This is a genomic window from Actinoplanes sp. M2I2, assembly GCF_023544445.1.
Classification (GTDB): domain Bacteria; phylum Actinomycetota; class Actinomycetes; order Mycobacteriales; family Micromonosporaceae; genus Actinoplanes.
On the sequence record NZ_JALPVJ010000008.1, the window covers coordinates 180,331 to 204,102 of the forward strand.

Consider the following 23,772-nt stretch of genomic DNA (forward strand, 5'->3'; position numbering starts at 1 on the left):
ATGACCGAGACGGGGTGGCCGCTGATCCCGCGCGAGGTCCTGCCCGCGCCGGTTCCGGCGGCCAAACGAGCCACCCACCCGCGTCCGGCGCAGCCGCCCGACGCCGGTCGCCAGCTTCCCTTCTTCGGCGCCGAGACCACCGAGCCGTCCCCCGCCGACCTCGCCGGCCTGCTGGCCGGCCCCGGCCGGCTCGGACGCATGGGCGGCACGGCCCGGGTCTCGGTCGTCGTCGACGGCGCGTGGCGCGTCCACGTCCTGGTCGCCGAGCTCGTCGTCCGCGGCCTGGTGGTGCATTGGCGCCCGGCCGACGAGCCGGAGGAAGCCCCGAGCGACCATCAGGAAGCCTCGAGCAGCGACCAGGAAGAAGCCTCGAGCAGCCCTCAGGACGAAGCCCCGGGCGACTACCAAGAAGAAGAGGTACCCGACGAGGAGCCCACGCCGATCGACCCGGACGAGACCTCGGGAGACGACGACACGCCGCTTTCTCAGCGGCGTTCAGCCGCCGAGACGCCGCGCCCCCGGCCGCAGCCGCCGGAGCCCGGATCGGAGTCGGAGTCGGAGTCGGAGTCGGAGTCGGAGTCGGAGTCGGAATCGGCAACCGACTCGTCCGAATCGTCGGAGTTGAGGGCTCCCGACGCGGAGAAGCCCCCAGGGCCGCCCCGCTTCGAGGTCTCGACGGCGTACTCCCGGAGATTGAACGGTCTAGCTCAAGCCTGGCCACGGGCCGCCGCCCAGCTTTTTCTCAGCGGCCCCCGGCTGCGCCTCTGGGTGGCCGCGGCCGGCGAGCCGCTGCCCGGTGGTTACGCGCTCGGCCTGGATCCGGCCAAGGACCCGGCAGAGATCGACGCGGCGCTGGTGCGGGCCGGTCTCGCGGGCCGGCTGTCGAGCGACGGACGACAGTATTCGATCATGGGCAAGCGGCGGGTCGCGCGACTCGCTGAGCTGGTCGGCGAGCGGCCCGACGCGGCGCCCGCCGAGCTGTGGCCCGGCGGCGCGGCTGCATGATCTTCCTGGATTGTGTGCGACACGACAGCATGCTCCCGGTGTACGGTGTCGCCGTTGGAGGCATACGGTGGCCGGACCGTTACCATCCGGCTCCGGGGTGGCCGGGGAATGTGTTCTCGTCCGGCGCGTTACGTTGAAAGTCTGTGTACCGCCGGTCCGATGGCGGAACGCCGAGTTGTGAGCGAAGTTTGGGAGTGCCGTGCCGAGTGACGCCAGGACGACCCGTTTGGTCATCGTCGAGTCCCCGTCGAAGGCCAAGACGATCGCCGGTTATCTGGGCCCTGACTATCTGGTCGAGGCCTCCATCGGCCATGTCCGTGACCTGCCCAAGAACGCCGACGAGGTGCCCGAGCAGTACAAGGGCGAGTCGTGGGCGCGGCTGGGTGTCGACGTCGACAACGGCTTCCACCCGCTCTATGTGATCTCGGCCGACCGCAAGCAGCAGATCGCCAAGCTCAAGAAGCTGGCCAAGGAAGTCGACGAGATCTTCCTCGCCACCGATGAGGACCGCGAGGGCGAGGCCATCGCCTGGCACCTGCTCGAGACGATCAAGCCCAAGGTCCCGGTCCACCGGATGGTCTTCCACGAGATCACCCGGCCCGCGATCCAGGCCGCCGTGGCCAACCCGCGTCAGATCGACAAGAACCTGGTCGACGCGCAGGAGGCCCGCCGCATCCTCGACCGTCTCTACGGCTACGAGGTCAGCCCGGTCCTGTGGAAAAAGGTCATGCCGAAGCTCTCGGCCGGCCGGGTCCAGTCCGTGGCCACCCGCATCGTGGTCGAGCGCGAGCGGCAGCGCATGGCCTTCCGCACCGCCGAGTACTGGGACATCAGCGCTCTGCTGGCCGTCCAGGGCCAGGTCGAGGGCCCGCGTCAGTTCGGCGCGACCCTGATCGCGCTCAACGGCGACCGCATCGCCACCGGCAAGGACTTCGAGGCGACCACCGGCCGTCTCAAGCCGGGCGCGGCCGTCGTGCAGCTCGACGAGGCCGGCGCCCGCGGTCTGGCCGCCCGGCTCGAAGGCCAGTCGTTCGCCGTCACCCGGGTCGAGGAGAAGCCGTACCGTCGCCGGCCGTACGCGCCCTTCATCACCTCGACGCTGCAGCAGGAGGCCGCGCGCAAGCTGCGCATGTCGTCGGCCCAGACGATGCGCACCGCGCAGCGCCTGTACGAGAACGGCCACATTACTTATATGCGTACCGACTCGGTGAACCTGTCGGAGACGGCCATCACGGCCGCCCGCCGGCAGATCGCCGAGCTGTACGGCGAGCGGTCCGTCCCGCCGGAGCCGCGCCGCTACACCGGCAAGGTCAAGAACGCTCAGGAGGCGCACGAGGCGATCCGGCCCGCCGGTGACTCGTTCCGGGCGCCCGGTGAGCTGGCCGGTGAGCTGTCCGGTGACGAGTTCCGCCTCTACGAGCTCATCTGGCGGCGTACGGTGGCCTCGCAGATGACCGACGCGGTCGGTAACTCGATCTCCGTGCGCATCCGGGCCATCTCCACCGCGCAGGAAGAGGTGGACTTCGGCGCCACCGGCAAGACCATCACGGATCCCGGTTTCCTCCGGGCTTACGTGGAGTCGTCCGACGACGAGAACGCCGACGCCGAGGATGCCGAGCGCCGCCTGCCCAACCTGGTCAAGGACCAGCCGCTGACCGCCGACGAGCTGAACGCGGCCGGCCACCACACCAGCCCGCCGGCCCGCTACACCGAGGCGTCGCTGGTCAAGGCCATGGAAGAGCTGGGCATCGGCCGCCCCTCGACGTACTCGTCGATCATGCAGACGATCCAGGACCGTGGCTACGTGGAGAAGCGCGGCCAGGCGCTGATCCCCACGTTCATCGCGTTCGCCGTGGTGAACCTGATGGAGACGCACTATCCGCGCCTGGTCGACTACGGCTTCACCGCCGCGATGGAGAACGACCTCGACGGCATCGCCGGCGGCGACCACGCCTCGCTCGACTTCCTCACCGCGTTCTATTTCGGCAGCCAGAAGGCCGGCGAGGACGACGAGATCGCCAAGGCCGGCGGCCTGCGCAAGATGGTCACCGAGAACCTCACCGCGATCGACGCCCGGCTGATCAACTCGATCCCCCTCTTCGACGACGACGAGGGCCGGCACATCGTCGTGCGGGTCGGCCGCTACGGGCCCTACCTGCAGCGTCAGGTTCCCGACGCGCCCGAGGAGCAGACGAACGACCCGAGCAACCGGGTCTCGATCCCCGAAGGGGTCGCGCCGGACGAGCTGACGCCGGAAAAGGTCGAGGAGCTCTTCCTCGGGGGCAGCGGCGAGCGCAGCCTCGGTGACGACCCGCGGACGGGCGAGGCGGTCGTGCTCAAGTCCGGGCGGTTCGGGCCGTACGTCGAGAGCGGCGAACGGCGGGGCTCGCTGTTCCGCTCGCAGACGCCCAACACGCTCACGCTCGAGCAGGCGATCCAGCTGCTCTCGCTGCCCCGGGTGATCGGCAACGACCCCGAGGGCAACGAGATCGTGGCCAAGAACGGCCGGTACGGCCCGTACGTGCAGCGCGGCACCGACTCGCGCTCGCTGGCCAACGAGGAGCAGCTCTTCACCGTCACGCTGGACGAGGCGCTGGCGCTGCTGGCCGCGCCCAAGACCCGCGGGCGGGGAGCGGCCAAGCCGCCGCTGCGCGAGATGGGTCCCGACCCGGTGACCGAGAAGCCGATGGTCATCAAGGACGGCCGGTTCGGGCCGTACGTGACCGACGGCGAATACAACGCCTCGCTGCGCGGCGATCAGACCCCGGAGAACCTGACGATCGAGCAGGCGTCCGAGATGCTGGCCGAGAAGCGGGCCAAGGGTCCGGCGCCCAAGAAGCGCGCGGCCAAGAAGGCTCCGGCCAAGTCGGCCGACACCCCGGCGAAGAAGGCCACGCCGGCCAAGAAGGCGGCGACCAAGAAGGCCACGCCGGCCAAGAAGGCCGCGGCGAAGAAGGCGGCCCCGGCCAAGAAGGCCGCGGCGAAGAAGGCGGCCCCGGCCAAGGCGACCGCCGGCGCCGAGTAGCTCAGACGCCGAGAACCCGGTCCAGGTAGGCATTGGTGAAGACCCGGGCCGGGTCGAGGCGGTCGCGCACGGCCACGAAGTCGTCGAACTTCGGGTAGACCGGGCGCAGGTCGTCCGCCGTACGGTAGTGCAATTTACCCCAATGCGGCCGCCCGCCCAGGGGCCGGCAGACCGCCTCGAAGGCCCGAAAATAGGGCTCGTAGCGCGCCCCGGCGAACTGGTGCACGGCGACATACGCCGACTCACGCCCGTACCCGTGGCTCAGCCAGACGTCGTCCGGGCCGGTGAACCGCACCTCGACCGGGAACTGCACCTTGAACGGCAGCCCGTCGATGATCTTCGGTAGCGCGCCGAGCGCCTCGGGCAGAGCCTCGCGCGGGATCTCGTACTCCATCTCGGTGAACCGGACCCGCCGCGGCGTGCAGAAGACCCGGTCCGAGCGCTCGGTGTACGTGCGCGCCGTGAGCGCCCGCGCGGCGACCGACTGGATGGTCGGCACGACGGCCGGCACGGCGCGGCCGAAACGGCAGACGCGCTCCCAGACGGTGTTGGAGAGGAAGTCGTCATCCAGCCAGCCGCGGAACGGTGACAGCGGACGGTCGTTGTCGGCGACCTTGTTGTTGCGCTTGAGCTGCGCCCGATCGGTGTACGGGTACCAGTAGAACTCGACGTGCTCGTTGCCGGGGATCCACTCGTCGAGTCCGGCCAGGACGTCGGCCAGTGCCATCGGCCGTTCGTCGGCCAGCAGCGTGAACGCCGGAACACAGCGCAGCGTCACCTCGACCAGGATGCCGAGCGCGCCGAGCCCCAGCTGAACGGCCGGGAAGAGATCGTCGCCCTTGACCGCGGACAGCACCTCGCCACTGCCCGTGACGATGGTGACGCCCTCGACGCAGGCGGCCAGCGTGGTGTGCGTGATGCCGGTGCCGTGCGTGCCGGTGGAGACCGCGCCGGCGACCGTCTGCGCGTCGATGTCACCCAGGTTGGGCATCGCCAAGCCATACCGGGCGAGCGTCTCGTTGAGCTTCCACAGTGGCATCCCCGCCTGCACCGTGACCAGGGAACCGTCGACGGCCACCAGGTCGGTCATCCGGTCGAGCAGCAGGCGCTGGTCGTCGGCGACGGCGATCGCCGTGAACGAGTGGCCGCTGCCCAGGGCCTTGACGCGGCGTCCGGTTCCCGACGCCTCCTTGACGTGGGCCACGACCTCGTCGACAGTGCCAGGGGTCAGAACGTCGGCGGCCAGTGACTGCTGGTTGCCGCCCCAGTTGATCCAGCGACGAGCGTTCCGGGGGATCGTCATCTGAGCCTTGTCCTCCGTACGAGCGGACAGTCGCACAAAACCGGTAATGCGCAGCATCCCGCGCGTCCCGTCGATGCGTCTCGCTCGTTGATCCGAGTAACGTTCCGATTATCACTGCTGAGAGGGAGTGGCGACGCGTGTCGACACCAACCGTCACCACCGGGCCGCTGCGGCGAGTCCCGGTGCAGGGCAGAAGCGTTGCCCGGGTCCAGCGCATGCTCGACGCCTGCGCCGAGCTCGTCGACGAGGTCGGCTATGAGGGGCTGACCACTACGCTTCTCGCCGAGCGAGCCGAGGTCGCCATCGGCTCGGTCTACCAGTTCTTCCCCGACAAGCGGGCGATCGTCCAGGCGCTCGCGATGCGCAACATGGACGCTTACCTGCAGGGGCTGTCCGACCGGTTCGGCCGGGAGACGTTCACCCACTGGTGGGACGGCGTCGACGCGGCGATCGACATCTTCATCCAGATGCACCGTACGGTGGCCGGCTTCCGCACGCTGCACTTCGGCGACGTGGTCGACGTGCACCTGCTCGACGTCGAACGCGACAACAACGCGGTCATCGCCGAGCGCCTGGCCGAGCTGCTGGTCGACCAGTTCCAACTGATCGACCGGGCCCAGCTGCGCTTCTCGCTGGAGATCTCGGTCGAGGCGGCGGACGCGCTGATCAAGCTGGCGTTCCGGCGCGACCAGCGCGGTGACGAGGCCGTGCTGACCGAGGCCAAGGCGCTGATCCGGGAATACCTGCACCGCCACGTGACTGCCTGACCCCTTCGGACAGTCGGAGCGGTCAACCGAGGAAAGCATGTCCTTCCCCCCGGTACGTCGGGGCCGGCGTCGCTGACTCGCCGTCGATCAGGTGCACCTGGTTGACGTGCTCGCACAGCTCGCCGGCCTTGGCGTGACGGAACCAGACCCGGTCGCCCGGGCGCAGCGTGTCGGCCACCGCGCCGACCAGCGGCGTCTGCACCTCGCCGGGGCCCTCGTCCGGCTTGAACCTCAGGCCCGCGGGCAGGTAGGGCGTCGGTTGCCGGGACGTCTCGGCCGGTCCCGAGGCGATCCAGCCGCCGCCGAGCACGGTGGCGATCCGCGGCGCCGGGCGGCGTACGACACTGAGCGCGAAGAACGCGGCCGGGGTCGGGCGCCACGCCGAGTAGGCGTCGAACAACGTCGGGCCGTACAGGCCGGAACCGGCGGTGACCTCGGTGACCACCGGGTCCGCGCCGCTCACGGCCACGCTCCCGGTGCCCCCGGCGTTGACGAACTCGAGGTCGGCCACCTCGCGGACGGCGGCCACGGCTTCGGCGCGCCGGCGCAGGATCTCCGGGAACGAACGCGACTGCATGAGGCGGATCGCGCGGCCGCGCAGCGCCCGGCCGGGCGGCAGGTCACCCAGTCCGGCGATCTGGGCCTCGTACGACATCATCCCGACCAGCGTGAAGCCGGGCCGCGCGACCAGCCGGCGAGCCAGCGAGGCGGCCTGGCCGGCCGAGTGCACGGGGGAGCGGCGTACGCCCAGATGCAGCGGACCGGCGGGACGCCACGACGAGTCGAGATCCAGACAGAGACGCACCGCCGGACGGTCACCCGGAGGGGTCACCTGATCGACCAGATCGAGGTGCGACGGGTGATCCACCATGATCGTGATCGCCGCGGCCAGCCCGGCATCGGCGGTCAGCTCGCGCAGGCCGGTGCGATCGGCCGACGGGTACGCCACCAGGACGTCATCGCTGACGCCGGAGCGCACCAGCCAGATCGCCTCGGGCACCGTGTACGCCATGACGCCGCGCCAGCCGGGCTTGGCCAGCACACGTTCCAGCAGCGTGCGGCAGCGCACCGACTTGCTGGCGACCCGCAGCGGCTTGCCCTGCGACCGCGCGGCCAACTGATCGGCGTTGTCGTCGAAGGCCGCCAGGTCGACGGCGGCGACGGGCGTCTCGAGGTGTCCGGTGGCCCGGTCGAGCCGCTCCTTCAGGGCAGTGCGGTCGGCTGTGCGGTCGGCGATCACGTCAGCACGGTATCGCCGTTACCGGCAATGCGAAACCGGTTCACTTCTTCGATACCCGAACGAGGGTCCCCTGGCCACGGGAGACCGCCCGATAGAGTGCACCTGCACAATCACGGGAGGTACGGCCATCGACAGCGAAAAGCGGGACTCCGGACCGGTGGACCTGTCCGGCGCGGCGGCGCTGCGCTCGGTGCTGCGCATCCGGCCGTTCCGCCGTCTCTGGCTCGTGCTCGGCCTCGCCTCCTTCGGCGACTGGATCGGCCTGCTCGCCACCGGCATCTTCGCCGCGGCCCAGTTCCAGAGCAGCGCCGGCCAGGGCGCGGCGTTCGGCGGCACCATCGCCGTCCGCCTGCTGCCGGCCCTGCTGCTCGGCCCGATCGCCGGTGTCTTCGCCGACCGGTTCGACCGCCGCTACACGATGGTCATCACCGACCTCCTCCGGTTCGTCTTCTACGGCTCCATCCCGCTCGTCCCGCTGTTCGGCGGGTCGCCCGGGGTCACCGTGGCCTGGGCGACCATCGCCACGTTCATCGGCGAGACGATCACGCTGATCTGGATCCCGGCCAAGGAAGCCGCGGTGCCCAACCTCATCCCGAAATCGCGGATCGAGGTCTCCAACCAGCTGACGCTCGTCACCACGTACGGCATCACGCCGATCCTGGCCGCGCTGGCCCTCTCCGCCCTCACCGCGGGCATCCAGCAGTCCGGCGCGTCGCTGCCCGACTGGGCTCAACCGGTGCAGATCGCGCTCTACCTCAACGCGATCTCCCGGCTCGTCACCGCGATCACCGTCTTCTTCGGCATCAAGGAGATCGGCGGCAAGAGCCAGCAGCGGCAGCAGGACGCCCAGCAGCAGAGCATGACCCGGCAGTTCCTCGACGGCTGGAAGTACATCGGCACCACCCCGCTGGTCCGCGGTCTCGTGCTCGGCATCTTCGGCGCGTTCGCAGCCGGCGGCGTGGTCATCGGCGCGGCCAAGACGTTCGCCACGTCGCTGGGCGCCGGTGAAGCCGCGTTCTACCTGCTCTTCGGCACCATCTTCATGGGCCTGGCGCTCGGCATCGGCCTCGGCCCGATGATCATCCGTGAGCTGTCCCGGCGGCGCTGGTTCGGCATGAGCATCGTCCTGGCCAGCGGCTCGGTGATGTTCCTGGGTCTCGCGTTCCACCTCTCCATGGCGCTGGTCGGCGCGCTGCTGGTCGGCGCGGGAGCGGGCATGGCCTTCCTGGCCGGCACGACCCTGCTCTACGGCGAGGTCGACGACGCCGTACGCGGCCGGGTCTTCGCCGTCGTCCAGATCGGCGTGCGGATGGTGCTGCTGCTCGCCATCACGCTCTCCGGCTTCCTCGTCGGCCTGGGCAGCTCCCGCCGCGTCGACCTGGGCGCGCTCAGCTTCGACCTCTCCTTCACCCGCGTCCTGCTGCTGGTGGCGGGCGCGCTCGGCGTCTTCGTCGGGATCAGCTCGTTCCGCCAGATGGACGACAAGCGCGGCGTACCGGTGCTGGCCGACCTGTGGGGCTCCATCCGCGGCCGTCCGCTGTCCCCCGCCGAGCAGTTCGTCCGCAGCGGCGTCTTCGTGGTCTTCGAGGGTGGCGAGGGCGCCGGCAAGTCGACCCAGGTCACCCGCCTGGCCGACGCCCTGCGCGCCCAGGGCCGCGACGTGGTGGTGACCCGCGAGCCCGGTGCGACCGACGTGGGCGCCCGCATCCGCCACCTGGTGCTCGACAAGAGCGAGACCCCGTCAGCCCGGGCCGAGGCCCTCCTGTACGCGGCCGACCGCGCCCACCACGTCGCCACCGTCGTCCGCCCCGCCCTCGCCCGCGGCGCCGTGGTGATCAGCGACAGGTACGTCGACTCGTCCCTGGCCTACCAGGGGGCCGGCCGCACCCTGCCGGTCGCCGAGATCTCCTGGCTGTCCTCCTGGGCGACCGGCGGCCTCAAGCCCGACCTGGTCGTCCTGCTCGACGTGGACCCCGGTGTCGGCCTCAACCGTGTCGACTCCCGCGGCGAAGGCACCGACCGTCTGGAGAGCGAGTCCCGTTCCTTCCACGAGCGGGTCCGGTACGCGTTCCTCGACCTGGCCGCGGCCGACCCGAAGCGCTACCTGGTGCTCGACGCGGCCCGCCCCATCGACGAGATCACCGCCGCGGTCAACGGCCGCCTCACCGGCCTGCTCGGCGCAACCGACCCGGCCCATCCGGCCCCCGCGTCGACAGCCGTCCCACCGGGCCCCGACCTGCAAGCCCCCGACCTGCTGGCCGACCCCACACCCGTCGGCGACGGGGCTACCGCGGCCCACTCGGGTGCTTCCGCCCAGCGGGCCGACGGCACGGCCGGATCGGTCCAGTCCGAGCCAGCCGGAAAGCCGGTCGGCGAGATGGCGGGCGGCGACCCGGGCGGTCGGCCGGAGGCGGACGTCGAGAGCGGTCGTTCGTCGCTCGGGCGCGACGGTCGGGCCGAGGTCGACGTTGAGAGCAGTCGTTCGTCGCTCGGGCGCGACGGTCGGGCCGAGGCCGACGTCGAGAGCGGTCGTTCGTCCCTGGGGCGCGACGGTCGGGCCGAGGCCGACGGCGAGCGGAGCCGGTCTGCGAACGAGCACGACGAGCAGCCGCCGCTCGAAGACATGGCTGAGCTGCTCGGCATCAACGACGACGAAACACCGGACGGTCCCAGCCACTACAGCCGCCGCTGACCGCTACCCAGTCCGTGCGGCGGGCCGAACGTCGTTGACCGGCACGGCGGGTCAAGCGCTGTTGATCGGCACGGCCTGGCGGGTTGGATGTGGTTGACCGACGTGGCAGGTCGAGCGTTGTTGATCGGCCCGGCGAGTTGAGCTCGGCCGATCGAGGCGGCGGTTGAGCGCCGCCCGGCCGGCGCGGCGGGCCGGGATCAGCCGCGCCAGAGATTCAGCATCATTGCTTCGACGGCGATCTCGGGTTTGACGTTCTCGTCGATGGCCTGGCGGCAGGACAGCACCGCTTCCAGCCGGCGCAGGGCGCTCTCGGGCGACCACTTGCCGGCCGCGGCCTCCGACTGCGCCGCCACGTCGGTGTGCACGACGCCGACGGGAGCCCGCAAGTTGGTGATCAGGACATCGCGGTAGAAACCCGCCAGGTCGACCAGCGCACGGTCGAGCGCATCGCGTTTCGACCGGGTCGCCCGGGATTTCTGACGCCGCTCGAGCTCCTTGAGCTGACCGGCCGAGCCACGCATCGCCCCGGCGGCGCCGCGACCCGTGCCGCCGGCGCCGAGGGCCTGCTCCAGCGAGGCGCGCTCGGTCGCGTCGGTCTCGACGAGCTGGCCCGCCGCCTCGGCCTCGGCCGCCTTGATCAGCGCGCTCGCCGCCTCGAAACAGGCGCCCACCCCGGTCAGCCGGCGCGGAACCGACAGCACAGCCTCGCGCCGGCCGCGGGCCTCGGAGTCGTTGGCCAGCCGCTTGGCCCGCCCGACATGCCCCTGAGCAGCCGCCGCGGCCCAGACAGCCACGTCAGGAGCGATGCCGTCGCGGCGCACCAGAACCTCGGCCACCGCGTCGGCCGGCGGCTGCCGCAGCGCCACCACCCGACAGCGGGACCGGATGGTCACCGAGATGTCGTCGGGATGGGTCGACGGCGTGCACAGCAGGAACACCGTGCGCGGCGGTGGCTCCTCGATCGCCTTGAGCAGGGCGTTGCCGGCCTGCTCGGTGAGGCGGTCGGCATCCTCGATCACGACGACCTGCCACCGCCCGCCCGACGGCGCGCTCGCCGCGCGCAGCACCAGCGCCCTCATGTCGTTGACGCCGATCGACAAGCCCTCGGGCACGACGAAACGGACGTCGGCATGGGTTTTCCCCAGCGTGGTGTGGCAGCCGTGGCACTCGCCGCAGCCCACCCCGTCACGCCGGCACTCGAGCGCGGCCGCGAAGGCGCGCGCAGCCACCGACCGGCCGCTGCCGGGTGGGCCCGTGAAGATCCAGGCATGGGTCATCGCGCCGGCGGCCACCTGCTCGCCGGCCACCACCCGGCTCGCCGCCGCGGCTGCCTGCCGCAGCGTGGCGACCGGCTCGTCCTGACCCACCAGATCAGCGAAGACGTCACTCACGGCACCGATGGTATTGCGCGCCCCCGACAGAAAGCCCGCCCCTGTGGATACCGGCCCCCCGTTATCCACAGTGGAAAACCTGCCGTAGCGAAGGCGTCACTCTTCCGGGTACGGTCTGGTCCCGGTACGCGACGGCGCACTGACCCACGGTGAGGAGCCTCGGTATGGCGCGGGAGATCGACGAGGCGTGGATCAGCGAGGCGATCGAAAGACATCGACGTGTCGAGCAGCTCCGAGGCGACTACGACCGCGCCGTCGAGTCCCATCACGTTTCCGTCCACTCTCCCGACGACTCCATCGAGGTCACCGTGACCGCCTCCGGCCGCATAACGGACATCCAGATCCATGGCGGCTTGCACCATCGCCAGCCGGTCGAGTTCTCCCGCGAGCTGCAGGCCACAGTCACCAACGCGACCGATGCGGCCCGCTGGGCCCGCGAGAAACTGCACGACGAGATCTTCGGCGAGCTGCGTTCCCTGGGCGAGGCCTGACATGGACGATGTGGCCGACCGTCTCGACCAGGCCTCCGACGCCTTGACCGCCCTGTCGCGGGACGTTCCGACGCTGGCCGTGGTCCCCGGCGCGTTCGCCGCCCGCCCTGCTCTGATCCCGGCCGCCGCCCGGCCCGGGCCCGGCGCCGTCCCTGCGGGTTCCGCGCTGCCGGATCTTGTCGGCCGTGCCCTGCACGATCACTGGGACGCGGTGCTCGAGGCGCGAGCCCGTGAGGCGTCCGTCACCGCCGTCCGCCTGGGGGAGATCGCGCGGTCGGTGCGGGTGACCCGGCAGCACTATGCCGCAACCGACGAGACGGCCGAGCGCCGCTTCAAGCAGGAGTTGTGATGGATCGGCTCGACCACGTGCTCGACACTGCAACACCCCTCCTGCGACGAGCGGAGGCGATCATCGGCGCGGCCGGGGCGCCGGTCGATCACCCGCTGTGGGGTCACCTCCGGCAGGTGGGTCTGATGCCCGCCGACGCTGCTCAAGCCGTCGCCGGTCTGCGACCCACGGCGCTGGCAGGGGCGGACGTCGAGCTTCGGGCCGGTGCCCGCGTCTGCGCCGAGGTCGCGGCTTCTCTCCCCGCGCCGGGCGACTGGGAGGGCGATGCCGCCGACGCCTACGACGATCAGCGCCGCCGGGTCGGCGGCCACTTGTCGGGCACCGGGGAGAGTCTGGACGAGCGCTTCGAGGCGACCGCCGATCTGGCCGCAGCCCTGGGGGACTGGATGACCCGTACTCGGGACGAACTTGCCTCGGCGCTGGCTGAGGCTCTGACCTCGGCCGAAGCGATCACTCTCGCCGCGCCCGCGAGTCACCTGCCGTCGGTTGCCGAGGCAAGGGCGGCGGCCGACCTCGCGGCCCACATCCTCGGCGTCGTGGCCACCGGCTACGCCGAAGCCGAGGATCTCCTCCGCGGCTCCCAGGAGCTCGCCATCCCTGTCCCGCTCTGAAAGGTGCGTGAGTGCCGCCGGCCGGCAGTTCACCGCCGTGCGACCGGGCAGTGACGGCGCGGGCCGTTCGACGGAACCACGCCAGGCAGCATCAGGCGCGGACCGGCACTCGCGCCGCTCGCCCAGCGGGCCCAGTGGCACGGCCACGTCTCCACCACAGCTGACCTTCCGCGACGCCGGGCTGGCCAGGGCCGACGCGCTGGCGCTGGTGATGCCGACGACCTGGTCGATCTGCACGCGGCGTTGTCTCGCGCATGCGGCAGACCACCGAGACTCACCGCAGCGGAAGTCACCTCGCGCCGGGGACGCCCTGATGTGTGAGCGCCGCTCGAACCGTTGAAACGGCCGCCGGGCCGGAGTGGGAGGCATGGGCGCGGCGCCACAACCGGACCGAAAGCTCCCGAGTGCGACGCCGCGACCTCCTGCACCCCCCGCAGGTGTAGGGATCACTCAACGCTACGAATCGATGCTTGTCTCCGAGTTGCGCCGGCTTCGGACCGCTCGGTGGAGCAGGAAGGAACGACCGTCCGATCCGATTCATCCGTCAGGAGATCGACATGTCTCCATCCGGGTGACCGGTTCCGGTATCAGTGACCCAAGCGCCGAAGGGGCCGGGCGGTCCTCCTTGGAAGACCGCCCGGTGAACTATGAACTCGTATCAGGACTAGGAGCGGCGGCGGAGCCGCGTCAGGAGGATGGCCGCGGTTCCCACCAGCAAAAGCACGCCGCCGGCGAGAGCCACCCGGGTCACGTTGGCGCCGGTCACCGGCAGCCCGCCACCCGCGCCCGACGGGGTGATCTCGCGCGCTCCCGGAGAGACCGCGGCGGCCTCCAGCACCCCCAAGGACATGGACAGCGAGACACCGGTCCTGGTTTCGTAGCCGTTCTTGCCCCGCCCCTGGGAGCTGGTCGATTCGATCAGCGAGACCTTGATCGCCGAGACCCGGGCCGCGATGGCCTGGTCCCGGATGGCGTGACGGACGTCGCCCAGGGCGACCCGGAGCTTGAGCCCATTGTCGGCGGCGGGAGCCGACTCGACCGGCGGAGCGGCCACCGGAGGCAGACCGGGCACCGCGGGCACGGGCAGCGGCTCGGCCTTCCGCAGGCCGCCCAGCTCGGTGAGGCTGCGCAGCGTGGCCGACTCCATCTCGCGGTACTGCGGGGTCAACGCGACGTCGACGTGGTCGCCGGCCACGGTGAGGCGCTTGGTCGCGATGTCGTCACCCGAGACTTCGACGATCGCGGGGCGGTAGCTGACCTTGCCGCCCGACCCGGTGGACATGGTTGCCTCCAGGACCGGCGCCTGCAGTACGCGCAGGTGCACCCGGCCGCCGGCCAGCTCGATGCGACCAGCGGTGACGGTCGACCGCGCGACCGTCCGTGGCACATCGCCGTCCTGCTCCAGCGCGGTCGTCCCCCGGCTGGTCATCGAGCCGGGAACGCGGACCAGCGCGCCCCGTTCGCTCTTCAGCAGGCTCATGCTGGTCACCGAGGTGTCGGCCCGGCCGGTCTCGCCCACGACCTGGCCGCACGCCATGCCGGGCTCCCACCGGGCGCGCGTGCTCAACTCACCGCGGCCCAGGCGCAGCGGACCCGCCTCCCCTGCCGGGGTCGATCGCCGGGACGCCTTGGCCTGGGTGGGCGGCGCCTCCTGGAGCAGCGGCTTCACCATCGCCGCGTACGCCCCGGAACCCTTGTCCCCCGGGTAGCCGTCGAGCATCCGGGCATAGGCGGCGCTCGCGATGCCGGCCTCGGCGACCATTGCCGTACGGGCCTCGCCCAGCCGGACCTCGCCCAGCGACGCGGTCGACGTCCGCTCTTTCCCGGTACCCGAATCCGGCTCGACCGCCGAGTCGGTGTCATCGTCGGTCGCCTGGCCGCCGGGAGCTGTCCGCCGTCCGGTCTGCCCCGCCGAGTCGTCGCCCTCGCCCGTCCGGTCCGGCTCCGTGTCGGGAGCCGGCGACTGCTCGCCGTCGACCGGCTCCCCGCCGCCCGCTCCCGCCGAACTCGTGGCCCCGGCCGGGCCGTCGGATGGGTCGTCCGCCGCCGCACCGCCCCGCTCGGCAGTCCGGTCGAGCAGGCCACCCCGGCCCGCCGGAGTCGCGCGCCCGCCGGCTTTCGGCGCCGGCGGAGGCTCCGGCTGCGGGAAGAGCCCCAGGTAGCCGAGCGCCCCGGTCGCGGTCATGCCGAGGCCCTCGCTGATGGTGTCGCTGTCCGCCGGGTCCGGGATGACGCCGTCGTCGCTGCTCAGCACCCGGCGGGTCGCGTCCCCGACGGTGCCTCTCTCGGTCCGGTCGGGCTTTACCCGCGGCCGGTCGACGGCCGGCGCGCGCAGTTCGAGCTTGTCGATCCGCAGCAGCTCGGCGCCGGACTGCGCGGCGAAGTTCTCGGCCTGCTCACAGGATGCCGGTGCCGCGAGGGCTGGTTGCGGTGCGGTGAGTGCGCCGGCGAAACCCAGCGCGACGACACTTGCGGCCAGCGACCTGGCGGGCGTCATGGCAGTTCCCTTCCGATGGATTGCCACCCGGGGCGGCGTCTACGGGTCTGCCAACGAAAGTCGATCTGGGTGGTTGCGGAACATCTATGCGACAACCCCGGCGGGTAACCCAAAACAGGCATTTGGTGCGGGCTATCCGGCGTCGTAGGGTGGTGGGCATGGGCATGCTGTGCGCGGTCAGCTTCAACCGGTACGGCCGCCTCTACTACCTCGACCCGGGCGAGTTCTCGCCCCAGGTCGGCGACCGTGTGCTGGTGCCCACGGACGACGGCCCCGAGGTGGCGGAGTGCGTCTGGGCGGCGCAGTGGGTGAGCGAGGAGACTTCCGGCTTCCCCAAGGTCGCCGGACTGGCCGGCGACGACGATCTGCGGCGCGACGAGTTGCTGCGCAAACGCAAGGCCGAGGCCAAGGTCGCCGCGAAAAAGCTGATCAAGACCCACGAGCTGCCCATGAAGGTCGTCGCCGTCGACCACGTACTCGACCAGACCGGCACCGGCAGCGCCCGCACCACGATCTACTTCACCGCCCCGCACCGGGTCGATTTCCGATCCCTCGTACGCGATCTCGGGGCCACCCTGCACTGCCGGGTCGAGCTGCGTCAGCTCTCGGCGCGCGACTCCGCCCGCGTCCAGGGCGGCATCGGCTCCTGCGGCCGCGACCTGTGCTGCGCCACGTTCCTGACCGACTTCGAGCCGGTCACCATCCGCATGGCCAAAGACCAGGACCTGCCCCTGAACCCCCTGCGCATCTCCGGCGCGTGCGGCCGCCTGATGTGCTGTCTCAAATACGAACATCCTCTTTACGCCCGTTTTGCGGAGTCCGCGCCATCTGTTGGCAGTCGTGTGACAACACCTCAGGGCGACGGGCGGGTGGTGGCCCACAGCGTTCCTAAAGACTCAGTCGTCGTTCGCATGGATTCGGACGGATCCCGTTGCTCTTGCTCGCGTGCTTCGGTATGTGGTCCGAGACAGGCTTACGAAGGTCGAGGATCGGAAGTAGGCGACGGCGCTGGTCCCGCGTAGGTGGGTTTTCTCGACCAGGCAGGCGTGAATTCGGTTTTGATGAGTTCCGGCCGCCAGATCGGCTCCCCCGCCCGAGGCCTCCCTTTGCCGCGCGGGACCACCCGGATGAAGGCGAATGCTTCACGGAGAACGGCACGTTGTTCTCCCAGGCTCAGTCGATTGAACTCCTCAAGTTCCGCCTTGACGTTGATCATTCTGTCGGCGACATGCCCCCCGGCTTCGGTAAGGGAGTCCCGAATATCGGCTAGTTCTTGGCGAAGTGTTGCCGTGCCTGCGAGTAGAGCGGCCCGGTCGATCAGGCCTGCGGTCCGATCTTCCACCAGTTCGGCCATCAGCATTTCGATCTCCGCCACCCGCCCCTCGAGCAGGTCCGTGTCGACCGGTGAGGGCTGCGGTCGAAACGTTGCCCGACCTGTGGGTTCCATCTGCTGAATCAGTCGGGAAACCACCACTTCGTCAGCAAAGCCGAGCGGAAGCTGGCAATGCCCACGACCGGTGCTTTCGTCTTCCGGGCCTTGGCACACGTAGATCGGTGCATTGCCGCGCTTGCTGGCCCCCATCTTCCCGCCGCATACCGTGCAGGTGGCGATCCGGGACAGCAGGTTGGCCAGCTTGCCGACCGTACTGTCCGGCCGTTCGCGGTCGGCTAGAAAACGACTCACCGCACGCCAGGTGGGCTCGTCCACAATGGGCGTCCAGTCTCCGTCTCCCATGATTTCCCCATACAGGGTTGCCTTCGCGATATTGCGGGGAGCCCGGAGGACAAACCGGACTGCGACGTTGTTCCATCGACCCGAGGGGGCATAGTTGTTTTTACGTGGCGCCCGTGGTCTGACGGTTGCTGCCTCCGGCGCGGACGTTCTGAAGCCAGCCTCGTTCCACTCCCGGGCTACCGTTGTCAGCGCCTTGCCGGCGAGCACGTCGTGGTACGCCCTCAGCACGGCCGCCGCCTCTGCTTCCCGCAGTGTGCCGTCCATTTCGTAGCCGAACGGGCGGCGAATCCACTGGGGTGTACCGTTCGCTACTCGCAGATCGTTCGCCAAGATCTGCCGCTCGGCCTTTCGCTCGACCTCCGCAGATGCGACAGCTGCCAGAATTCGGGCAACCATACGGCCTACGTCGGTGGTCAGGTCGATATCACCAGTAGCGGTGGCGAGACCGATGCCCCGTTCCAGCGCCAGATCGATCAGAAACTCCAGATCCTTGATCGATCGGGTCACCCGATCCAAATGCCAGGCGACGATAAGGTCAGCCTGGTCGGTCTCGACCATCCGAACCACGCGCTGCCAGCCAGGGCGGTCCGTAAGGCGGCTGCTAGTGGCTGAAATTGTGTCGTCGACGACTTCGACTACCTCCCAGCCGCGGGCCAACGCGAGCCCTCTGCAGGCCTGTTCCTGACGCTCCAGGCCGGCACTTGCTCCGGTCCGGTCCATGCTCATGCGCAGGTACAGCACGGCTCGCAACGCTGATGCTCTTGGGGTGGCGGCCTCAATGGCGCGGCGCCTGGCCGCACTCTTGACGCGCGACAGTCCTGTCATGCGACTAGAGTAGAAGAAGTGGTGCGGCTACGGGCGCGCTCAATGTGCCAATGTTCCAACCTTTACAACCGACAGTCGTGCGACGACTTCCGAAGGCGGCGGCCGGGTGGTGACTCACAGCATTCCGAGGACATGTCCGCATATACGCCGCCTGTTCTCACTGCTCGGCAGCCAAGCCCGCGTCTGCGCCCCGCCCAGGCCCACGATGAGCAATTCAACTGACGCCCGTCCACGTCACAACCGGGCCGCCCGCCGCCCGCCGCCCGCCGGAGATCGAGGTCAGCGGATCGTGATGGGGGCCTCGATGCGGTGCGGGATCAGGGGGTCGCGGGGGCGTAGCCAGGAGGCGTCGGTGGGGCCGGCTGGGTCGGGGGACCAGTTGTGGCAGATCTTGTCTATGCCGATGGGGTGGATCGTGAGGGAGCCGTCGGCGGCTATGTGCAGGCGCAGGAAGCTCTTGGCGTCCTCGATGCCCTGGCCCGCGTAGAGCTCGTTGATGTTGACACCGACCGTGGAGGCGATCAGCAGATAGAGCGCCGTCAGCTGGGTGGCCAGGACTCCGATGACGGGGCCGTAGACGACGGCGGCCACGACCAGCGGGCTGGGCCAGTCCCAATCGTGGAAGGGCAGTCTCAGCCACAGCCAGGTGCCGCCGGCGGCGAGTGCGATGTGGGCGAAGGCGTGCAGCAGACCGGCTGTCCAGTGGCGCGCGTGTTTGGGTCTGTCGGCCTTGGGGGGCTGGGCGAACGCCACCGAGCCCGCGAGGATGAGCACGATCATGACGGTGAGGGGGATGCTGAACAGGCGCTGCACGATGTTCGCGTTGCCGGAGGCCGCGCCGGCCATCGCCAGCATGGTCAGCACGTGGAGGATGCCGAGCATGGTGACGAAGCCGGGGTTGCGCGTCGGCACCCGGCGGAACACGCCCCAGGCCATGCGCTTGGAGGCCGCCGCGTCGGGATAGGACGCGCGGAACTCGTACGGCTTGCTGACGCTGCGGCTGCGGGTCAGGGTGCCGGGCTGGGGCACGACCAGCTCGGGGGGCAACTGCTGGGTGCCCACCAGGTAGGCGCCACCGCCGCCGCACGTGATGAGCTCGCGTTCCGGGTCGCTGTAGCGCGCGTAGTGGTGCAGGTCGCCGGAGACGAGCAGCCGTGTCGAGGCCCCGGTCGGCTCGAGCGTCTTGCGGATGAAGTAGTCGATCGCGTCGTACTCCTCCGGCTTGTCGACGGACTTGACCCATTTCGGCGAGGGGGTCATGAGGATGACGCGATCCTGGGGGCCGACGTGCCGGGCGGCCTGCTCGAAATAGCCGAGCTGGGGGTCGTCGATGTAGGCCCCGAACTGCTCGTCGACCGCGAACAGCCACCAGTCGGCCGGGAGTTTGACCGCGAAGTAGGAACGCCGCTGGTCGGTGCGCCAGCCGCCGATGTGGCCGTCCTGACGCCGGGCGAACAGCCGGAGGAAGGCGGTCAGGCCGTCGTACCAGTCGTGGTTGCCGGGCAGCGCGAACAGCGTGGGCTGTGGCGAGTCGAGCGGCGGCTCGGGCAGGGCAGCCCGGTAGGGGCCCTTCATCCGGCTCTCGTAACCGTCGCCGCTGGCCAGGGGGTAGACCTGGTCGCCGCCCATGAGCAGCAGCCGTCCCCGCGGGAGCGTGGTGTCCCCGACCTGGAGGCTGGGCTGGGCCAGCAGGTATGCCACCGAGTAGGTGGCGTCGAAGCCGTCGCCCAGGTCGGCGACGTAGTCGAGCCAGAGCTCGCCGTCCTCGGTGCGGGAGTGGTCGAACCAGTCGCCGTCCAGCGCGTTCTGCAGCTCGCGCTTGTCGAGGTATGCCCCGAAGAGGACGGCCAGCAGCGCCCGCAAGCCGGTGCTCAGCAGCAGGAGCGGGGCGAGCCAGCCGACCGGGCGCTGCGGCGTGAAACCCAGCTCGTGCGGGTCCATGCTCGCGGGCCGGCGGGGAACGTCCGGGTTCGTGGGGGGAGGTGGGGGGTGATCGACGGTCACGCCAGGCACAGTAGTACCGCCCTCCGACAGAAAGGTGTCCGATTCCCGCGGCGGTGGGGGGAACCCCGCTGAGGCGCCTGGGTCGCGTGCCGTACACTGATTACTCGTTGCCGCCTTAGCTCAGTCGGCTAGAGCGACGCACTCGTAATGCGTAGGTCGACGGTTCGATTCCGTCAGGCGGCTCCATGGCGTAAGGCCCTGACCAGCGGAAACGCTGACCAGGGCCTTACGTTTATCGATGCAAACGTGAACCGCCCCCCGAAAATCCCCCGGTAACGTCCTGGGGCGATTAGATTCGCCCGACGGCCTGACACCGGCACCGGCGGCCCTCTACGCGCCGCTTGCGCCGGTTCCGAACCAGGCGGGCCGCTGTCTAAGGTTGTCGTCCTCCGCGACCTGCGTGACCGCACCGGGGCGCCGATCAGCTCGCCCCGCCCGTGGGAGTTCACCGTCGCGAGCGAGCAGAGCCTGACCGGCCGCGTCCTGCGCATGCGCGACGACGCGTTCGCCGCCCTCGGCCGCCGGGCGCCGGCGTTCGCGGTCACCCAGGTCACCGATCACACCTCCGAGCAGGACGCCCGTATCGCCCGTCAAGTGCGGGGCACGGTCGGCGACCACCAGGTCTCCCCGGCCGCCGCTCAGGCCGAGGCCCGCACCACCGGTGACGCGGTCGTGACGACGGTGGCGTCGGCTGGGGGCGTGAAGGCCTGCCGTGTCTGAGTACGCCGACGTCTCGTCGGCGTGCCTGTCGGTCGCTGCGCGGCTGGCCGCGGCGCTGACCGGCGTCGCGCTCGATCCGGCCGACGATCCGTCGGTCGCGCTTCTCGATCTGCGCCGGGGCACGCCGGCCCTTCCGGTCCACGACCGGGCGGCCCGCCGCCGCTGGGTTCGGTTGCAGGAACGCTACCGGCTGTCCGATTTCGAGATGGATCTGTTCGCGCTCGCCGCGCTGCCCAGCGCCCACGAGGTGTTCGGGCCGCTGTTCGCCCGGCTGCATCCGCGCCGGCTTCCCGTGCTGTCGGCCGGCCTGGCGGCACGGTCCTTACTGGACGGCGCGGCCGGTCGCGTCCATCTCGACGAGGCGTTGCTGGACGGGCCCCTCATGAGCGGCGGCGTGCTGCAGGCCGACGAGGCGCCGTACGCCCAGCGCGGCTTCACGCTGCCCGCGGGCTTGTGGGAGACGCTGCGCGGCTTCGGCGGCGATTCCCCGGCCGCCGCCGCGCCTCCGGCGCCGGCGGTGCTGCGGACCCCCGAGCTCGAGCTGGCCAAGGCCCTTCTCGATCGCGACGACGTCACGATCCTGCTCACGTCCGACGACCCGGTCGAGGTCGAGGCCGACGCCGACGCGCTGATCAGGTCGAGCGGCCGCACGCCGTACCCGGTCCGGGAGGCGTCGCCGGTATCCGCCCTGCTGTGCACCGTCCGCGGCGAGGTGCCCCGGGTCACGGTCCCGGCCGGCGCCGTCGATCTGGGCTGGCTGGCCGGGTTGCGCGGGCCGGCCGTGATCGTCGCCCCGGCCACCGCGGCGGTGGACGCCGGCGCGCGGATCCTGTTCACCGTCCCGCTCTCCGCACCGGCCCTGGCCGAGCGGCACGCGACGTGGCAGGCGCTGCTGCCCGGGCAGGAGGCCGCCGCCTGGGAGCTGGCCGTGCAGCATCGGGTGGGCCCGGTCCTGGCCGGGCGCGCGCATGCCGATGCCGCCGCGGCCGCCGCCGTCGCCGGCCGGTCACCGGACCGGGCGGGGATCGCCCACAGCCTGCGCCGGCGGGCCGTGGTCGCGCTGCCCGCCGCGGCCCGGCTGGTCCACCCGAGCGCCGGCTGGGCCGACGTCGTGCTTCCGCGGCCGCAGCGCGAGCTGCTGTCGGCGGCGGTCGGGCGTGCCCACGGGCAGGCCCGGGTGCTCAACGAGTGGGGTCTCGCGGGCGGGCGCAGCGGGGTCTGCGGCGTACGGCTGCTGTTCGCCGGGGCGCCCGGCACCGGCAAGACGCTGGCCGCCGAGCTGATCGCCGCCGAGCTCGGCCTGGAGCTTCTGGTCGTCGACCTGTCCGCGCTCGTGAGCCGGTGGCTCGGGGAGACCGAGAAGCACATCGCCGCGGTGTTCGACGCCGCCGAACGGGCCCAGGCCGTGCTCTTCTTCGACGAGGCGGACGCGCTGTTCGCCCGGCGGACGAGCGTGGGGGACGCCCACGACCGGTGGGCGAACCTGGAGACCGCCTATCTGCTCGACCGGCTGGAGCGGCTGGAGGGCGTCGCGATCCTGGCGACCAACCTGCGCGCCAACATCGACGACGCGGTGGTGCGCCGGCTCGAGTTCGTGGTGGAGTTCAACGAGCCCGAGTCCCCGGAGCGGGAACGGATCTGGCGCGCCCATCTGCCGGCCACGCTGCCGCTGGCGCCAGACGTCGAGCTGGGCGAGCTGGCCCGGCTGTATCCGATCACCGGCGCGGTCATCCGCAACGCCGCGGTGGCGGCCGCGTTCCTGGCCGCGGCCGACGGCGGCCGGGTCACCCAGGGCCATCTCGTCCTCGCCGTCCGCCGGGAGTACGACAAGGCCGGCCGGTCGTTCCCCGGCCCGCCGCGCCGCCGGCCGGCCGGTCAGCAGTCGGGCGTCAACGGCGCCCGGCCGTGAAATAGCCCGGATCGCGGACGGGCGCGGGTCTGGCCAGCGCCACGTCCAGCTCCAGTCGGCGCCATCCCACCGGCCGCGGCCGGGGCGGGCCGGACCGGGCGAGGACGTGCAGGATGCCGGCGGCCGAGATCCGGGCGTCGACGACGAGCAGTCCGCCCATGGTGCGGGCCGCGCATTCGGCGAGGACGCCGGGCGGCGCGCCCGGATACGAGTACGACAGGTGCACGTCGATCTGCTCCCGGCTGACGACCACGGCCAGGCCGCTGCTCAAACGGGCCGCCTGCGGCTCGTCGCCGGCCGCGGGAACCAGATCCCGCACCGCGGCGATGGCTTCCCGGATGTCGCGGGGCCGCAGCGGGCGCGCGTCGCCGATCAGCAGGCGCGCCGTCACCACCGCGATCAGCCCGCCGGATATCGCGACGCACGCCAGCACGGCCGGCTGCGCGGCCGGGCGGCCGGGCAGCCACAGCGCGAGCCCGAGCCCGAGCAGGACCTCGGCCCCGGCCATCAGCCGGGGCAGGCTCACTCCCCGCAGCTCGGGGCGGGGATCACCACGCCATCCCTCGGCCACGGCTCGCAGCGGACCGGCCAGAAGCAGGTACGCGATCAGCCCGGCCCCCGCCCGGCCGGCCACGGCGCAGACCGCGGACACCGCGCCCACGCCGGCCAGGCCCACCGCCTCGATCAGAGCCACCGGCACCGTGGGCACGCCGAGCACCACCGAGGGCACGCCGAGCGCCGCATGCCCGGCCGGATAGACGATCCCGGCCCGCGCCGGGCGGCCGAAACAGCATCCGGAGGCCGCGCAGCCGAGCCGTCCCACCGCCTGGGCCAGGGCACAGCACACCGCGGCCACGTCGAGCCCGGCCAGGACCGGCTGCCCGGTCAGCGCCAGCAGCGCGGCCGTCAGCACGAGGCCGCCGGCCAGCTGCTCCAGCGCCACCTGCTCGTGGCGGCCGGTCAGCAGCCGGCGCAGCCCGGACGCGCCGGCGACGCCGGCCGACGCCGCGCCGCCCATGGCCAGCACGGTCAGCGCCGGCACACCGGTGACGGCCCCCAGCACCAGGCCGGCCACCATCGCGACCGCCGCGCCGTAAGCGGCCGCGACCGCGTACGGCGATCGGCCGTGACGGCCGATCGTGGTGCGGGGAATCAGGTCCCAGGCCTGCTGCAGCACCGGCATCCCGGCAGTGTCCGGCCGCGCTGTC

Annotated in this window: 16 protein-coding genes, 1 tRNA gene and 1 pseudogene; 11 read left to right on the forward strand and 7 right to left on the reverse strand. The window is 71.2% G+C overall.

Features of this window, described 5'->3' with window-relative positions; genetic code table 11:
* A complete protein-coding gene (locus tag HJC40_RS17885) occupies window positions 1-1,005 on the forward strand; it encodes a hypothetical protein (protein ID WP_374272071.1) in 1,005 nt (334 codons plus the stop codon).
* 199 nt (window positions 1,006-1,204) lie between these two features.
* Window positions 1,205-4,030: a type I DNA topoisomerase gene (topA, locus tag HJC40_RS17890; RefSeq protein ID WP_250002245.1), complete on the forward strand. Its 2,826-nt coding sequence runs from the start codon at window positions 1,205-1,207 to the stop codon at window positions 4,028-4,030.
* Between the two features lies 1 nt (window position 4,031).
* Here the strand turns inward: topA and HJC40_RS17895 are convergent, their stop codons facing one another.
* On the reverse strand, window positions 4,032-5,333 hold the full coding sequence (locus tag HJC40_RS17895) for a D-arabinono-1,4-lactone oxidase (RefSeq protein WP_250002246.1): 1,302 nt from the start codon (window positions 5,331-5,333) through the stop codon (window positions 4,032-4,034).
* Window positions 5,334-5,470: 137 nt separating this feature from the next.
* On the opposite strand from HJC40_RS17895, the gene HJC40_RS17900 reads away from it, so the two are divergent.
* Window positions 5,471-6,100, forward strand: coding sequence for a TetR/AcrR family transcriptional regulator (locus HJC40_RS17900; protein ID WP_250002247.1), 630 nt, complete (start codon window positions 5,471-5,473; stop codon window positions 6,098-6,100).
* Window positions 6,101-6,122: 22 nt separating this feature from the next.
* Here the strand turns inward: HJC40_RS17900 and HJC40_RS17905 are convergent, their stop codons facing one another.
* Entirely contained in the window at window positions 6,123-7,337 is a 1,215-nt protein-coding gene (locus tag HJC40_RS17905) for an amino acid deaminase/aldolase (RefSeq protein ID WP_250002496.1), read from the reverse strand.
* Window positions 7,338-7,566: 229 nt separating this feature from the next.
* Between HJC40_RS17905 and tmk the strand changes: the two are divergent.
* A pseudogene (gene tmk / locus HJC40_RS17910) lies at window positions 7,567-9,651 on the forward strand (dTMP kinase); the annotation flags it as partial.
* A 578-nt stretch (window positions 9,652-10,229) separates the two neighbouring features.
* Here tmk and HJC40_RS17915 read toward each other — a convergent pair.
* A complete protein-coding gene (locus HJC40_RS17915; RefSeq protein WP_250002248.1) occupies window positions 10,230-11,423 on the reverse strand; it encodes a DNA polymerase III subunit delta' in 1,194 nt (397 codons plus the stop codon).
* 164 nt (window positions 11,424-11,587) lie between these two features.
* Here HJC40_RS17915 and HJC40_RS17920 point away from each other — a divergent pair, with 164 nt between their 5' ends.
* Genes HJC40_RS17920 through HJC40_RS17930 form a run of 3 tightly spaced genes read left to right on the forward strand, consistent with a single transcriptional unit; the run spans window position 11,588 to window position 12,874 of the window.
* Complete coding sequence (locus HJC40_RS17920) at window positions 11,588-11,914, forward strand: YbaB/EbfC family nucleoid-associated protein (RefSeq protein WP_250002249.1); 327 nt, start codon at window positions 11,588-11,590, stop codon at window positions 11,912-11,914.
* Between the two features lies 1 nt (window position 11,915).
* Window positions 11,916-12,263 carry a hypothetical protein gene (locus tag HJC40_RS17925; protein WP_250002250.1) on the forward strand — a complete coding sequence of 116 codons (348 nt, stop codon included), beginning with the start codon at window positions 11,916-11,918 and terminating at the stop codon, window positions 12,261-12,263.
* On the forward strand, window positions 12,263-12,874 hold the full coding sequence (locus HJC40_RS17930) for a hypothetical protein (RefSeq protein WP_250002251.1): 612 nt from the start codon (window positions 12,263-12,265) through the stop codon (window positions 12,872-12,874). Before HJC40_RS17925 ends, HJC40_RS17930 begins: the two co-directional genes overlap by 1 nt.
* A gap of 664 nt (window positions 12,875-13,538) precedes the next feature.
* On the opposite strand, the gene HJC40_RS17935 is transcribed toward HJC40_RS17930, so the two are convergent.
* On the reverse strand, window positions 13,539-15,371 hold the full coding sequence (locus tag HJC40_RS17935; RefSeq protein ID WP_250002252.1) for a hypothetical protein: 1,833 nt from the start codon (window positions 15,369-15,371) through the stop codon (window positions 13,539-13,541).
* Window positions 15,372-15,529: 158 nt separating this feature from the next.
* On the opposite strand from HJC40_RS17935, the gene HJC40_RS17940 reads away from it, so the two are divergent.
* Window positions 15,530-16,393, forward strand: a complete 864-nt coding sequence (locus HJC40_RS17940; RefSeq protein WP_250002253.1) for a regulatory iron-sulfur-containing complex subunit RicT — start codon at window positions 15,530-15,532, stop codon at window positions 16,391-16,393.
* On the opposite strand, the gene HJC40_RS17945 is transcribed toward HJC40_RS17940, so the two are convergent.
* Window positions 16,345-17,931 (reverse strand): recombinase family protein, encoded by a 1,587-nt coding sequence (locus HJC40_RS17945; RefSeq protein WP_250002254.1) that lies wholly within the window; start codon window positions 17,929-17,931, stop codon window positions 16,345-16,347. The genes HJC40_RS17940 and HJC40_RS17945 overlap by 49 nt on opposite strands.
* 279 nt (window positions 17,932-18,210) lie before the next feature.
* Window positions 18,211-19,872 carry a metallophosphoesterase gene (locus HJC40_RS17950; protein ID WP_250002498.1) on the reverse strand — a complete coding sequence of 554 codons (1,662 nt, stop codon included), beginning with the start codon at window positions 19,870-19,872 and terminating at the stop codon, window positions 18,211-18,213.
* 172 nt (window positions 19,873-20,044) lie between these two features.
* Between HJC40_RS17950 and HJC40_RS17955 the strand changes: the two genes are divergently transcribed.
* The 3 genes from HJC40_RS17955 (at window position 20,045) to HJC40_RS17965 (ending at window position 22,564) form a co-directional block, all read left to right on the forward strand.
* Window positions 20,045-20,121: transfer RNA gene (locus HJC40_RS17955), tRNA-Thr, on the forward strand.
* A gap of 303 nt (window positions 20,122-20,424) precedes the next feature.
* Window positions 20,425-20,655, forward strand: coding sequence for a hypothetical protein (locus tag HJC40_RS17960; RefSeq protein ID WP_250002255.1), 231 nt, complete (start codon window positions 20,425-20,427; stop codon window positions 20,653-20,655).
* On the forward strand, window positions 20,648-22,564 hold the full coding sequence (locus HJC40_RS17965) for an ATP-binding protein (RefSeq protein WP_250002256.1): 1,917 nt from the start codon (window positions 20,648-20,650) through the stop codon (window positions 22,562-22,564). The genes HJC40_RS17960 and HJC40_RS17965 overlap by 8 nt, the downstream gene beginning before the upstream one ends.
* Here the strand turns inward: HJC40_RS17965 and HJC40_RS17970 are convergent.
* On the reverse strand, window positions 22,545-23,747 hold the full coding sequence (locus HJC40_RS17970) for a prolipoprotein diacylglyceryl transferase family protein (RefSeq protein WP_250002257.1): 1,203 nt from the start codon (window positions 23,745-23,747) through the stop codon (window positions 22,545-22,547). The two genes, HJC40_RS17965 and HJC40_RS17970, sit on opposite strands and share 20 nt — an antisense overlap.
* Window positions 23,748-23,772 lie beyond the last annotated feature (25 nt).